The 12,817-nt window shown below is 55.5% G+C and carries 13 protein-coding genes; 11 read left to right on the plus strand and 2 right to left on the minus strand.

The annotated features are described in order from the left end of the window. The first annotated feature begins 363 nt into the window (after window positions 1-363). The 5 genes from C84B14_RS11190 (at window position 364) to C84B14_RS11210 (ending at window position 3,513) form a co-directional block, all read left to right on the plus strand. The gene (locus C84B14_RS11190; protein ID WP_353224112.1) at window positions 364-663 is read left to right on the plus strand and encodes a hypothetical protein; all 300 of its coding nucleotides are present in this window, start codon (window positions 364-366) and stop codon (window positions 661-663) included. 121 nt (window positions 664-784) lie between these two features. Beyond that, a complete protein-coding gene (locus C84B14_RS11195; RefSeq protein WP_353224114.1) occupies window positions 785-1,330 on the plus strand; it encodes a hypothetical protein in 546 nt (181 codons plus the stop codon). A 69-nt stretch (window positions 1,331-1,399) separates the two neighbouring features. Continuing rightward, on the plus strand, window positions 1,400-1,933 hold the full coding sequence (locus C84B14_RS11200; protein ID WP_353224116.1) for a hypothetical protein: 534 nt from the start codon (window positions 1,400-1,402) through the stop codon (window positions 1,931-1,933). Window positions 1,934-2,050: 117 nt separating this feature from the next. Then, window positions 2,051-2,602 carry a hypothetical protein gene (locus C84B14_RS11205; RefSeq protein WP_353224118.1) on the plus strand — a complete coding sequence of 184 codons (552 nt, stop codon included), beginning with the start codon at window positions 2,051-2,053 and terminating at the stop codon, window positions 2,600-2,602. A gap of 164 nt (window positions 2,603-2,766) precedes the next feature. Beyond that, on the plus strand, window positions 2,767-3,513 hold the full coding sequence (locus tag C84B14_RS11210; protein WP_353224120.1) for a DUF3800 domain-containing protein: 747 nt from the start codon (window positions 2,767-2,769) through the stop codon (window positions 3,511-3,513). 179 nt (window positions 3,514-3,692) lie between these two features. Here the strand turns inward: C84B14_RS11210 and C84B14_RS11215 are convergent, their stop codons facing one another. Further along, complete coding sequence (locus C84B14_RS11215; RefSeq protein ID WP_353224122.1) at window positions 3,693-4,634, minus strand: EamA family transporter; 942 nt, start codon at window positions 4,632-4,634, stop codon at window positions 3,693-3,695. A gap of 517 nt (window positions 4,635-5,151) precedes the next feature. On the opposite strand from C84B14_RS11215, the gene C84B14_RS11220 reads away from it, so the two are divergent. Then, the gene (locus C84B14_RS11220; RefSeq protein ID WP_502949905.1) at window positions 5,152-5,799 is read left to right on the plus strand and encodes a DUF3592 domain-containing protein; all 648 of its coding nucleotides are present in this window, start codon (window positions 5,152-5,154) and stop codon (window positions 5,797-5,799) included. A 406-nt stretch (window positions 5,800-6,205) separates the two neighbouring features. After that, the gene (locus C84B14_RS11225; RefSeq protein ID WP_353224126.1) at window positions 6,206-6,661 is read left to right on the plus strand and encodes a hypothetical protein; all 456 of its coding nucleotides are present in this window, start codon (window positions 6,206-6,208) and stop codon (window positions 6,659-6,661) included. Window positions 6,662-7,031: 370 nt separating this feature from the next. Here C84B14_RS11225 and C84B14_RS11230 read toward each other — a convergent pair whose 3' ends face one another. Next, a complete protein-coding gene (locus tag C84B14_RS11230; protein ID WP_353224127.1) occupies window positions 7,032-7,355 on the minus strand; it encodes a hypothetical protein in 324 nt (107 codons plus the stop codon). Window positions 7,356-7,622: 267 nt separating this feature from the next. Here C84B14_RS11230 and C84B14_RS11235 point away from each other — a divergent pair, with 267 nt between their 5' ends. The 4 genes from C84B14_RS11235 to C84B14_RS11250 all read left to right on the plus strand — a co-directional run bounded on the left by C84B14_RS11235 (window position 7,623) and on the right by C84B14_RS11250 (window position 12,663). After that, complete coding sequence (locus tag C84B14_RS11235; RefSeq protein ID WP_353224180.1) at window positions 7,623-9,512, plus strand: AMP-binding protein; 1,890 nt, start codon at window positions 7,623-7,625, stop codon at window positions 9,510-9,512. 193 nt (window positions 9,513-9,705) lie between these two features. Next, window positions 9,706-10,695 (plus strand): TRAP transporter substrate-binding protein DctP, encoded by a 990-nt coding sequence (gene dctP, locus C84B14_RS11240; RefSeq protein ID WP_353224129.1) that lies wholly within the window; start codon window positions 9,706-9,708, stop codon window positions 10,693-10,695. Window positions 10,696-10,810: 115 nt separating this feature from the next. Next, a complete protein-coding gene (locus C84B14_RS11245; protein WP_353224131.1) occupies window positions 10,811-11,353 on the plus strand; it encodes a TRAP transporter small permease subunit in 543 nt (180 codons plus the stop codon). After that, a complete protein-coding gene (locus C84B14_RS11250) occupies window positions 11,350-12,663 on the plus strand; it encodes a TRAP transporter large permease (RefSeq protein WP_353224133.1) in 1,314 nt (437 codons plus the stop codon). The genes C84B14_RS11245 and C84B14_RS11250 overlap by 4 nt, the downstream gene beginning before the upstream one ends. The last annotated feature ends 154 nt before the right edge of the window (window positions 12,664-12,817 follow it).

Genomic DNA, 12,817 nt, shown 5'->3' on the forward strand with positions numbered 1-12,817 from the left:
CGTTGGCGAAATTTCTGAAGATTCAGGAGAGGTTGAGTTGCCGTTGTGGCACGTTACTGCGTTTGAACCGGAGCAGGCAGCAGTGGGGAACCCCGGCGGAAAGAGTAGAACGCTTCGGTACGATCCGGAGTCAAGAAAGATAACCAGTGAGTTGTACTGGCAGTGAAGCTCGTGTCACCCAACAGGTCGCTGCAGTTGACCGCCCAAAGCGCTGCCGCGCTTCGGCCGGCAACTGAGCTTGGGCGTTGGGCACAATGAGAACCTTCCTTCAAGGGCTTGCTTTGGGGCGTGTGTGTTTCAGCCGCGATATTGGTGGCAGCTTTATCAGCAATATATTTGTCCGACCCTAAGTCGGCAGAGTCCATGGCCAGACTGGCCGCTATCTCTGTGGCCTTGATCGGCGGCTATGTCTACAGAGTAAAAAACGGGCCTCTTATATACGCTGACGATGGCGTCGAAATTGCAGTTAAGTGTTTGGCATTTTTCGTATTGGGCTGTGGCGCCATCCTCGGTCCGTTCAAAACACTAATTATCGGTAACGTTTTCGGCGGTTTTTCTTTCTTCGTTGCATTGGCCGTAGTAGCTATCTCAGTACCTTTGTCGGGCATGTCGGTACTTGGCGCGATGCTCGTCGGTAGCCTTTTTCGCCACGTACAGTCGTAATGGTGCCCAACAAAACGCTGCAGTTGACCGCCCAAAACGCTGCCGCGCTTCGGGTTCCCTCCGCAGCCTACGGCTGCTCCGGCGGCAACTGAGCTTCGGCGTTATGCCTTACGGGGTGCATATGGAAACACCTGAAAAGAACATGGTTAATGCTGGTATCATTTTTATGTTCACCGCATGGCTACAGGGCCAAATGTCGGATCTGATTATATTTAAGAACAATCCAAATTTGATTTCTGACTTCGTGAAGAACCCGGCGCGAGTCCCTCCAGAGTTCCATAGCATCAGGGTTTCTTATTGGGAAAAGCAGTTCGGTCCAGTAAAGAATGAATTCAAGGAATCGTTCTCGGATATTCTTACGGATGACGAGAAAAAGGACGTTGAGGAGCTTTACCACCTCAGAAACATGATTGCACATGCTCATGTTTCCGTCGGCAGGGACTATATGCTTTATCGTCCTTTCGGTGGAGAGCGAAGGGAGCAAAAACTAATTGATGATCTTCAACTACAGCCTATCGACGATCAGTCAGATCCCATGGTATTGAAAATTGAGTTGTGGCGAGAAGACAGATTCAAACATGCTAACGATCTTATCGAGCGTCTTGAACAAGTCACATTAAAGAAAGTAGCGGACAGCATCGGTGTGCCACACAGTAGAATCAGATAGCGGGCATAACAAGGCCAGGCACAGCGACGTCTTTTTCGTTGCGGCTTCGCCTCCACTACAAAGCCGCGCGTGCTGGCGGTGTTAGGCAAAGGGATCGTTGACATGTGTTTACACGTATTTCTTGGGAATAAAGAGGTTAAATTCGAACGCCAGATTGAGCCTCATAACGAACCTAGTGCCTTCGAGTCTGGATTTGATTCGGCGGCACGCCTAGGCGAAGAGTCGTCGTGTCCATTCCCGCCATATTCAACCGCCGAAAAAGACTGGCTAAGAGGCAGGAAACTATTTCAGCTCCGGAAACAACGGTACCGGTGGTTCGTCTGGGATAAAGACGGTTTGCCCGGCGAAAGCACGAACAAATCCTTCACGCATTTGTGTTTAGTTGTAGATACGGCTGGTCTGTATCGACATATGCCATGTCAATTTACGTGGATGGGGCTGGAAGGAGGTATCTGGACGCCTTACAGCGGCCATCAAAAGACTGAAGTCATAGAATGGACCTATGTCGAAAAACCGAATCCGATGCATGGCTTGGCAAGAAAGCAACGCAACGCCTGGTTCGATGGCTCGTTAATCGACGCAGAATTTCTTAATTATGCCTAACAGAGCGCTGCAGCTGACCGCCCAAAGCGCTGCCGCGCTTCAGGTTCCCTCCGCAGGCTTCGCCTGCTCCGGCGGCAACTGAGCTTCGGCGTTGGGTAGAAAAGACAAGGGGGTCAGTTGAATTGGACTTTAATTAACTCATTTGCAGATTGGTTTTCTGCGTTTGGGACAATATCCGCAGTCGTGGTATCGCTGCATTTAGCGCGCCGGGACAAGAGCCCACGCCTTAAAATTTTCGCCGGTCACCGTTTGCTTGTTCAACAGGGTGTACCAAATCCTCAGAATCAAGATTATCTAGTTATCGGTGTTACCAATGTTGGCTTAAGAGATGTGCAAGTAACAAACATCGGGTGGAAGATAGGGGTGCTAAGAAAGCAATTCGGCATCCAAACTATCGAGCCAATACGACTCTCGAGCACGATCCCAACAAAACTTAGTGATGGCGAAGAGGCTCACTACTTAAGACCTCTGTTCGACGGCAAAGACTGGGCGAGGAGGTTCTATAAAGACTTTTTAGCTCCTAATCCAAGTGTGCGAGTTCGGCTAACTTGGCTTCAGGTCCACACGTCGGTCGGAAAGACCTTCAAAGCTCGAATTGAGCCAGGGCTTCAGCGAAAAATCCTTGAACTGGGAGCAACCCAACAAAGCGCTGCAGTTGATGGCCGCTAGCGCGGCCACAACTGAGCTACGGCGTTAGAGATAATAATTGACGTGAGCATGTAGCTAGGGCAATATAAGCACCGGTAGCAAAACATGCTTCGTGTATGTGTTGCGCCATTTCCGAAGCCCGGCATTTATGGCCGGGCTTTCGTGTTTCTGGGGTAAGCATTTCTATGCTTTATGTAGCGTACCTTGATGAATTTGGTCACGTAGGCCCATACGTAGACCACGACCACCCAAGACACAACACGCATCCGGTCTTTGGGCTTGGAGGGTTGGTTCTGCCCTACTCGGAAGTCCGTCGGTTCTCAACTTTTTTCTTCCAGCTTAAAAATCGTCTACTGGATTTTGAGCTCAAACAAAGTGGCGACCATCCCGCCAAATGGGAGAAGAAGGGTTCCTCGCTTTATACGACACGGAACATCGAGAAGTACCGCGAACTCAGACAGGCTACAAACCGCCTCATTAACCAAATCCACAAGATAGATGGTTTTGCGATTTACGTGGGTATAGAAAAGCGTCGAGACGAGCAAAGGCACGATTCGAAACAACTCTATCGCTCGGTTTTGCGCGAAGCGATTAAGCGCATCGATCAGGAATGCGATGCGAAACAAGCAAAGTTTTTGCTATTGCTCGATGAGCAAGAAAAAAACGTCATGCGCGCCCAAATCGTAGAGACCGCTTCGATAGAAATGTTTGGCTCTAATTCGAGGTACAACCTTATTGAGCCACCCATGCAAGTCGAAAGCCATCTTTACCAGACGGTGCAGTGTGCGGATTGGCTCTGCGGCATTTTCGGCCGCTTGGCTTATAACGAATGCGATCCCAGCGCCAAACCTCAGAATGCGGTCGCTGAAAAATATTTTGGCAATCGAATTCGCTCTGTTTGCACCAGAAGTAGCTTACGACGTCTCGAATAGGTCAGCTTTGAAAGCGCCGCTCGACTTTTCTAGCGAGTCTCTAACGGTGATCCGGGGACAGTATATTTAATTCAGCCTATTGGCCGACGAACGTTGGTCTGATCGCATCGCGGAAGCTGTAATCAAATGTACGCTTCCGGATATAAGGTGCGTTAAGCATCTACACGGTGCGCGCCTTATCAGCCGAGCACCAACGCAGTGATGCCACAGACCATCCCGGCGGCTGCGATCAGCCGGCTGCGCAGCTGGCCTTCGTCGAGTAGACGCGAGCCGACTGCAACGCCGATCAAGATACTGACTTCTCTTGCCGGTGCGACATAGCTCACGGGCGTGCACGTCATGGCCGTCAGTACGAGAATATAGGCTAGCGGGCTCATGATCGCGACGCCGAGGATTGCGCCGCGGTTGGCTTTCCATTCGGCCGTGATCTCGTCGCGGCGCCGCAGCGCGTATGGAGTGATGAGCAACATGCGGCCGAGATTGCCGAGCCAGTCGTAGAGCAAGGGTGGGACCAGCAGCATGCCGACCGCGTATTTGTCGAGCAGCGTGTAGCTGGCGATCAGCACGCCGGTAAGCAGCCCGTAGCCGATAGCGGCCGCCGACGGTCGTCGCGCAACGTTGCGTGGGCCGCCGGCCAGGATGAATACGCTAGCCACGATCAGGCCGGACCCCAGCAAGCCTAGTCCGGTCGGCCGTTCTTCCAGCACAACAACTGCCAGCAGCATCGTGAGCAACGGGCCGGTGCCGCGTGCCAATGGGTACACCACGGACAGATCGCCGCTCCGGTAGCCGCGCTGCAGTGGCAGGAAATAGCCCATATGCAAAAGCGATGTGCCAGCTACACACCACCAGGCCGCGACGTCGAGATCCGGCGGGTAGGCCAGAGCCAGCGCCGCGACGAACGGCGCATAGATGAGGCTGGCACAAGCGGCGAACAGCCATACGAAGATTGCGCCGCCGCTGCTTTGCTTGGCGAGGAAATTCCAGCCGGCGTGCAGGAACGCGGCAACGAGAATGAGGGCAAGGGCTAGAAGCGTCATGCAGGAAAGTCTCTTGGGCCGGCACGTACGCGTCGACCGTGTATGAGACCTCCAGGCTTTTATCCCGTCAGTTGTCGGCACCGCGGCGCCGTGACACCGCTCGGTCCAGTCCGCCGAATAGGGCGCGGAACCCTAGGTGTAGTCGCTATGCACGCTAGCATGCGGTGATATCGACGTTCAATGTATGGCGCAGCGAGGCGGCAAGGTGGCTGTCGGCAATAGGGGCGGGCTGCCGGGGCGGGAGCGTTGAGCCCGAAGCGGTGGGCGGAAACAGGTGTATTCGGCATTCAGGCGACCTATTCAGACGACAGTGTATTTATCTCTGTCGTGTGGCTTCGCACGCATCGCGCTTCTCTATCTCCACGGGCCGGGCCGGTCGTTGTCCAGCTTCTGTGACGTTCTAAAAAGACGGGCCTTAATCCATTCGGGGAGTGGAAAATTAAATATTCGGCCTATGAGTATCGGAAATTGTGTCCGGATATGGCGGAGATCGTCGGCTATACTTCGCGTCCTCCGTGTGTTTGCTCCTAGAGCGTGTAGCAGGAATATGAGAGTACTTTCGATCGTAAAATATACTTTTACAGTCGCCGGTCTTGGTATGTTGATCGGTGGTTTTTATTCGTTCAACAGTACACGAGTGTTCTTGAGCGATGCGCTAACCACTCAGGGAAAAGTCGTTGAACTCGTTCGATCAAGATCAAGTGACTCGATCACATATAGACCCGTCGTTGAATTCACAACACGAGAGGGTTTGAGTATTGAGTTTGCGTCATCGTCCGGGAGTAATCCGCCAAGCTACACGCCCGGCGAATCTGTTGACGTCGTGTATCAAGCGTCGTCTCCTGCACAGGCAGAAATAAATAGTTTTTTCTCGTTGTGGGGCGCTGCAACCATTTTTGGATTGCTAGGTTCTGTATTTTCCATCATCGGGTTTTCGATCATGCTCCTGGCGCGTCGGAAGCGTAAAAAGATAGAGTTTTTAAAGAAAAACGGGGTGCCTATCAAGGCAGAAGTCACAAGTGTCGCTATCAATACGTCACTTCAGGCCAATGGCCGGAACCCGTATCAAATCGTATCTCAGTGGCAAAACCCGGCGACATCGAAAGTACACGTGTTTTCCAGCGAGAATATATGCTTTGATCCGAGTGATTACATCAGTGGTGATGAGGTAACGGTTCTAATAGAAAGGAATAATCCCGAGAAATACTACGTCGATATTTCTTTCCTTCCTGAACTTTCAGGCTGAAATGGCGGTGACAAACACGGCCGCTGTCAACCAGTAAATCGCCATTTTTTGTTACTCATGGCCGCTACGGGCAAGAGGTGGAAGCGCCCCTTCTGCTGTGCATCAGTAGGCAGTTACATATCCCGGCGGTTGGGTCTGCGACCGGCGTGTCAGGGCGCAAGGCGGTCTGATTTCGATTAATAGTCAAATGGCAGCAGAGTTTAGGTGTCCGCAGACGGACACGGAACTCAGTAGTAGCTGGGCCGGCAGCGTGGATTGCCGAATCTGTGTAGGGATTTCCACCGCAACCAGCGGCATTGTCCGGACTTGAGTACTACGCGGATTAATGCGCCTGCTCCGTCAGATGGGCATACTAAAAAAGCGAGTGTGTTTTGCCGGGTTCTGTGGGTTTCTATTGGGGGATAGCATGGATTTTCTGCGAGTTTTTGTCATTGCGAGCCTTTTAGTCTTAGGTGGCGCTTCTAACGCGACGCCCGATTCGGGCGCAACTTCGCCGGGCGACATGGCGCCGGTCGGGAGCGATCTCATCGTCGGAACATGGGCGTGGACGCGCCAGAGTAACCGCTGTACGGAGGTGTATCGCTATTACGGCGATGGCACGATGGCGGTGATCAGCGGTAAGGAAGTCACCCTGGGCGAATACGAGATCGCTTCGCAGCCAAACGATGCCGGGCGCTACAAGCTTATCGACACGATTCTCGTCGACCACGGCGGTATGGACTGTGGGAATTCGAATGTCGACAATACGGGCGAGTCGGCGACGACTTATATCCTGTTTCACGAGTCCGGTAATGCACACTGGTCCATGTATGAGCCGACAGGCGATATTGGTTTCGGCCCGCTCTTCCGGATTTCAAAATAGCGTGCTATGCGCACAGGGCGTCGACGCAGTTCTTGCGATATCTTGTATGTGATGTAAGGCGTGATCCTATAGGATGGGTCGCTTGTACAAAGATAGGGACGCCTCAGTACTCGCCAGCCCGAAGACTGGAACGGCTAGTAGGGCAACCATCAATCTAGGCGCATATGCCTTCATCCGCTCACTGCTTGTATCGGAGCATGGGGGTTCGCGTCATGGCTTGTGCATGGCGACTGGCGGTCTTGCTGACTGTTCGTCCAGCTTGCCGTTCAACCGAACACTTGCCGCCATTGTTGCGTTCCGGCGTAGAAGCCCTCTTTGCGAACTCGTCAATCATCGTGATGAAGCTCTGCTGGTGATAGTATTTCCTGGACTACATCAAATACATCAGGGAGTTGTAATGAATCAGGTTATCTATCTCGTCGGTCTCGTGGTCGTTGTGATTGCGGTCCTCTCGTTTGTGGGCGTTATCTAGAACACGGCTTGTGAGGGCGGTGCCCGAGGCGTAGCTGTACGCGGCGGGCGCCACCCACCTCCGATCAGGTCGTCTCTTGTGCATAGAGCGATCTATTTTGACCTTTGGGCGCGTCGCCAGCCGGTTATCGAGTGAAGACCGGAAAAGCGTTGACCCCACGCCGCGTACTTTCTGGCGATTGCCATCCCCCATCGAATACCGCAGCAAAAGCATCTCGCTCATACGGCGTTGGTGTGGATCGATCACAGTAGGGGGTAGATCGCGGCGCAAAAGATCTGGCTGTTACTTAGTCACAGCATGTTGGCGTGTTCTTGTGGATCGCGCCCATTGTTCGTCCCTCCTCGTTGCTTGAGACTTGGTTGAAACGCCGATGGCGAGGCTGTTCAAGCCTCGTACAGCGGCTGTTCCGTCATCACAAGAACAAGAGGAGATGGGCTTTTCCGGTTGCCGGCTCTGAGCCGTCGTGACTGTGTCAGCCCGTTGGACAACATGATTAGAGATCGAACGACGCGATCCGCCGGGATCATTCGTACAGAGGCGGATATCGAAGCGTTGGAGCGGCACGAGCGCTCCGAGCTGATACCGGCACGCAATACCTATGAGTTGTTCGAGACCACGGCCGCGCTGCACGGCGATCGCCCCGCGCTGACCATATTGCATACGCCTGAGCCAGACGGGCCGTCGACTGCCTATACCCATCGGTCGCTGTTGCATGAGCTCACCCGCACGGCGAACTTGTATACCGCGCTGGGTGTTGTTGCCGGCGACGTGGTTTCGATCCTGTCGCGAACGCATCCCGAGGTGCCTACCGCCATATGGGGTGCACAGATCGCGGGGACGGCGAGTTGTATCAATTACCTGTTGGCGGCGAACGTTATCGCGGCATTGCTGACATCCGAAGACGCTAAAGTGCTGGTGTGTCCAGGTCCCGATCGGGATCCTGAGATATGGGCGAAGGTGGAACATCTGGCCCAGGAGTGCGCCTGCCTTGAAACCATTCTGGTACTGGGCGAGATACACGAGAATGCGGACCCGCGCTGCCGCAGTTATGGCCGCCTTCTTGAAGACCAGAGCGGCGATGAGCTATTGCGCGACACCCTGCCGGACAGCACGGAGATCGCAGCGTTGTTCCATACCGGCGGGACGACGGGCATTCCCAAGCTGGTACCCCAGAGCCACGAAAGCCAGATTCACGGCGCATGGTCTTTCGCTCAGGTGTTCGATCTTTGTGAGACGGATACCTGTTTGAACGGATTTCCGTTCTTTCATGTCGGTGGCACTGCGACCATGGGGCTGACGTTGATGGCCGCGGGCGGGCACGCCGTGATCCTCACAGCCAATGGCTTCAGAGACCGTGGCGTGGTGCTGAACATCTGGAAACTCGTCGAATATTTCGGTGCGACAGTTCTGGGCGCGGTACCGACAGCCATCGGAGCGATGACGAACGTGCCGTTGGCCGGTTCAGATATCAGCACGCTGCGCTACATGCTATCGGGTGGGGCGGCGATACCGCGTGCGGTTGCAGACCGGTTCGAGGCCCATACCTGCGTACCGATACTCGAGCAATACGGCATGACGGAAACGAATGCCGCGATTGCGACCACGCCACTGCATGGCTGGAAAGTTCGAGGCGGTTCCGGACTGCGATGCCCGTTTTCCAGGATCAGGATCATGAAGCCGGGCCCCGCGGACGCCTTGAACGATGAATGCGAGAAGGGCGAGGTTGGATTGGTCACCGTCACGGGGCCGCAGGTCGTGAAAGGCTATCTGGCCGAGCAGCACACCCGCTCTGCGTTCACGCCGGATGGCGCGATCATCACCGGCGACCTGGGTTATCTCGACGAAAACGGTTATCTGTTCATCACCGGGCGGCAGAAGGATTTGATTATCCGCAGCGGCCACAATATCGATCCGGCGTCGATCGAAGAAGTCGCGAACCGGCACCAGTCCGTGGCCTTGAGTGCCGCGGTTGCGATGCCGGACGAGTACGCAGGCGAGATACCCGTTCTTTACGTGTCGGCCATTCCCGGCAAATCAATTGATCTGGAAGACCTCGAGGCCTACCTGCGATCGAATATCCACGAACCGCCGGCGCGACCGCGCCATATCTTCGTTCTGGACGAGATACCGGTTACTGGCGTCGGCAAGATCTACAAGCCCGCGCTTCGCAGTCTGGCGATCCGCAACAAGCTGCACATGCTGGTCGACGACCTGAACAAGCCGAACGACGCAATTGCAATCGAAGTCGAGGAACAGGGGGCAGACAAGTTTGCCTTGACGATTCGCTCGGACAACGACAACGACCTCTGTGATTGGCAATCGATACTGCGTCAGCGATGTGCGGAGTTGCCGGTAAACATCGAGCTTCGGCTGAGCTGATCCCTTATCCAGACCCCGCGCGGAGACCGTGCGACGCCGACGGCGCGTGGATGCCGTTCGGCCGTATCCCATAGGCGATAAACACAACAAAGCTCGACAAAGAAACTGATGATCGAGAGATACAAAGAGGAGAACCAAGATGACTATAGCTAAGAAAACAGCATTTCCCGCGGTATGCGCAGCGGCGTTAGGCATGTTGTTGGGAACAGCCGGGCTCCCGCAGCCGGCCGAGGCGCAGACCACGACAACCTGGCGAATTCAGACGCACCAGCCTGCGGGCAGTGGTTCTTACCAGGACAGCTTCGTCGGCATGGCTGAAGCGCTTGAAGAAAGAACAGACGGTCGCTTGAAGCTGGAACTTCACCCCGCCGACTCGTTGATGGGCGCGACCGAGATTTTTCCGGCCGTAAGCCGCGGCATCATCCCGATGGGGTATACCTCGACGGGCTACATCATGGATTACGTGCCGACCGCCGGGCTGGCCTTCACCGTGCCCGGTGTTTTTCGCAGCACCGACGAGGCCGTCCACTTCTGGATGGAGGACGGCTTCGAAGAGCTGCTCAAGGAAGAAGCCGCAGAACACAACGTGATGTATTTCACGGAGAAGCTGTATCCGACCAGTTTGATTCTTAAAAAACCGGTCGATTCGCTTGCCGAATTCAGTCAGCTCAAGATTCGTAGCGCCGGGCTGTTGCAGACGTTCCTGTCGGAAGTCGGCCCCGCCACGACCTATATTCCGGGGCCGGAAATCTATCAGGCGCTGTCCACCGGCGTGGTGGACGGAGCGCATTGGGGCGCCATGCAAGAAGCAAACTCGCTCAGCCTCTATGAAACCGCCAAGTATCAGATGACGCCGCCACTGGGCATCGGCAATCCGGAAGCCTGGATCATCAACAAGGACGCCTTCGAAGCCTTGCCGGATGACGTGCAGAAGATTCTGGTCGACACGATCGAAGAACGGTTCTACTCGCGAACCAAGGAATATGCGCAGCAGGAAGAAGCCATCAAGGCCAAGCTGCAAGAGACCGAAAACGTTCAGGTGGTCGAGTTGCCCCAGGACGTTCAGGACAAGATGAAGCAAGCGAGCGCCACGCTGCGCAGCCAGGAAGCCAAGCGTAGCGAAAACACGGCCGAGGCGGTTCGGCTTCTCGAGCGTTTCATAGAAGAACGCGACGAACGCTAGCCGCTATCCGGCGGGCTGTGCTGGCACAGCCCGCTCTTTTCCAATGACGGTCAGACGAGCGTAACGCCCGCTTCGTGCTACGAGCCGGCGGGCGTTGTCCTCGTGGGAGGAGACCATGAAGTTTCTAGCCGGGTGCGCGACGGCCATATCCTGGATGAATGATCGAATCGGCCGTTGGCTGATCTGTTATCTGCCAATGGTGATGTTCTTGCTCTTGGTTATCGAGGTGGTCGCTCGATATGTTTTTGCCGCGCCAACGATCTGGGCCTCCGAGCTGGCTCAGATGGTCTTTGCGCTTTATGTGATTCTCTCCGGCGGATATCTGCTTTTTCACGACAGTCATGTCCGCGTGGACGTGATCTATTCAAGATTTTCGGCGAAAGGGAAGGCTATCGCCGACATCGCAACGTCACTGCTGTTTTTCGCGTTCGTATTGGTTCTTCTCAAAGAGGGCTGGAACGTTGCCGAAGGCGCGGTAAGCCGCTGGGAAAGCTCGCACTCTGCCTGGGACCCGCCGATATGGCCGCTGAAGGTCGCGATCCCTGTGGGTGCCGGCCTGCTGCTGCTTCAGGGCGTGGCCAAACTGATCCGCGACATCGAGATTCTCGTTTGCAGTTCTCCGGCGCCAGCGCGTAGCGACGAGCGGAGTGCGCCATGAGTACCGAACTGCTTACGTTACTTTTCTTCGGCTCGTTGTTCCTGTTCGTTTTTCTGGGGGCACCGCTTGCGTTCGTGCTGGGCGGGGTGTCGTCGGTATTTCTCTACTGCACCTGGGGTATCGACGGCTTCTTTCTGATCGGCGGCCGCGTGTGGTCGACGATGAACAGCTTCACGCTTGTTTCTATCCCGCTTTTCATTCTGATGGCGCTTATTCTGGAGCGCACCGGCATCGCAGATGCCCTGTATCGGATGATGCATCTGTGGATTGGCAATGTTCGCGGTGGGCTGGCGGTCGGTACCGTGGTGATCTGTACGATCTTTGCCGCCATGGTGGGCATCAGTGGAGCGGCCGTCGTGTCGATGGCAGCCGTGGCGCTACCGGCGATGCTGGATCGCGGCTACGACAAGAAACTTGCGCTGGGGTCGATCAACGCCGGGGGCGGTCTTGGCATTCTGATCCCGCCCAGCGTGGTCATGATCATCTACGCGCTGAATACCGGCACGTCGGTGGGGGCGTTGTTCGCCGCGGGCATCATGCCCGGCATTCTGCTGGCCACACTGGTGTCGCTTTATATCCTTTTGCGGTGCTGGCTGCAGCCTGAGCTGGCACCGGCGCTACCCGACCACGAGAAGGGGGACTGGAACGAAAAGTTCCGCGCTCTGCGAGCCGTGCTGTTGCCAATGGGTATCGTGATGATGGTGCTCGGTTCCATTCTGAGCGGCATCGCGACACCCACCGAAGGCGCCGCGATCGGGGTACTGGGCGCATTGATCGCGGCGCTCGTCCACGGCTCGTTTTCAATATCGATGCTGCGGCAGGCGCTGCTCAAGACGCTCGCTATATCCGGCATGATCATGTGGATCATGATCGGCGCACAGGTGTTCAGCACCGCCTACAACGCCATGGGCGCGCAAAGCTTCATCATGGATCTTGTCGCCAATATTCCCGGTGGTGCTGTCGGCGCGCTCGTTGTCATGCTCACGATCGTTTTTCTGCTCGGGATGGTCCTCGACCCAATCGGCATCATGTTGATCACGCTGCCGGTCTTTAGCCCGATCGTCAGCCAGTACGGGTTCGACCCGGTGTGGTTCGGCATCCTGTTCGTCATCATGATGGAAGTCGGCTACATGACGCCGCCGTTCGGGTTCAATCTCTTCTACCTGAAAGGCGCTGCGCCGCCGGAGATCTCCATGGGCGATATTTACAAGTCCGTGGGCCCGTACGTCGCCGTCATCATCGCGGGTCTCGTGCTGATCGCGGTCTTTCCGCAAATTGCGCTTTGGTTGCCTGGGGTACTGCACGAGTGAGCACCGAACTGATGAGCAGGTCGAGCAGGGCCTGCAAGGTTCTGCTTCGATCGTCCCGGGCGCGTCGAGAGATGCGCTCGGCCTGCGGCGGCAACGCCGCCAAGCTCATGCGGCCGCATGGGCGGCGGCGTTGCCATGGCTGCGGCTTGCCTGA

The organism is Salinisphaera sp. C84B14 (assembly GCF_040361435.1).
Classification (GTDB): Bacteria; Pseudomonadota; Gammaproteobacteria; order Nevskiales; family Salinisphaeraceae; genus Salinisphaera.

Bases quoted from the DNA above. Each gene is read 5' to 3' on its own strand.
- C84B14_RS11250 (WP_353224133.1), top strand. From the start codon at position 11,350: ATGAGTACCGAACTGCTTACGTTACTTTTCTTCGGCTCGTTGTTCCTG.
- C84B14_RS11210 (WP_353224120.1), top strand. From the start codon at position 2,767: ATGCTTTATGTAGCGTACCTTGATGAATTTGGTCACGTAGGCCCATAC.
- C84B14_RS11220 (WP_502949905.1), top strand. From the start codon at position 5,152: ATGTTGATCGGTGGTTTTTATTCGTTCAACAGTACACGAGTGTTCTTG.
- dctP (WP_353224129.1), top strand. From the start codon at position 9,706: ATGTTGTTGGGAACAGCCGGGCTCCCGCAGCCGGCCGAGGCGCAGACC.
- C84B14_RS11245 (WP_353224131.1), top strand. From the start codon at position 10,811: ATGAAGTTTCTAGCCGGGTGCGCGACGGCCATATCCTGGATGAATGAT.
- C84B14_RS11225 (WP_353224126.1), top strand. From the start codon at position 6,206: ATGGATTTTCTGCGAGTTTTTGTCATTGCGAGCCTTTTAGTCTTAGGT.
- C84B14_RS11190 (WP_353224112.1), top strand. From the start codon at position 364: ATGGCCAGACTGGCCGCTATCTCTGTGGCCTTGATCGGCGGCTATGTC.
- C84B14_RS11230 (WP_353224127.1), bottom strand. From the start codon at position 7,355: ATGAGCGAGATGCTTTTGCTGCGGTATTCGATGGGGGATGGCAATCGC.
- C84B14_RS11195 (WP_353224114.1), top strand. From the start codon at position 785: ATGGAAACACCTGAAAAGAACATGGTTAATGCTGGTATCATTTTTATG.
- C84B14_RS11235 (WP_353224180.1), top strand. From the start codon at position 7,623: ATGATTAGAGATCGAACGACGCGATCCGCCGGGATCATTCGTACAGAG.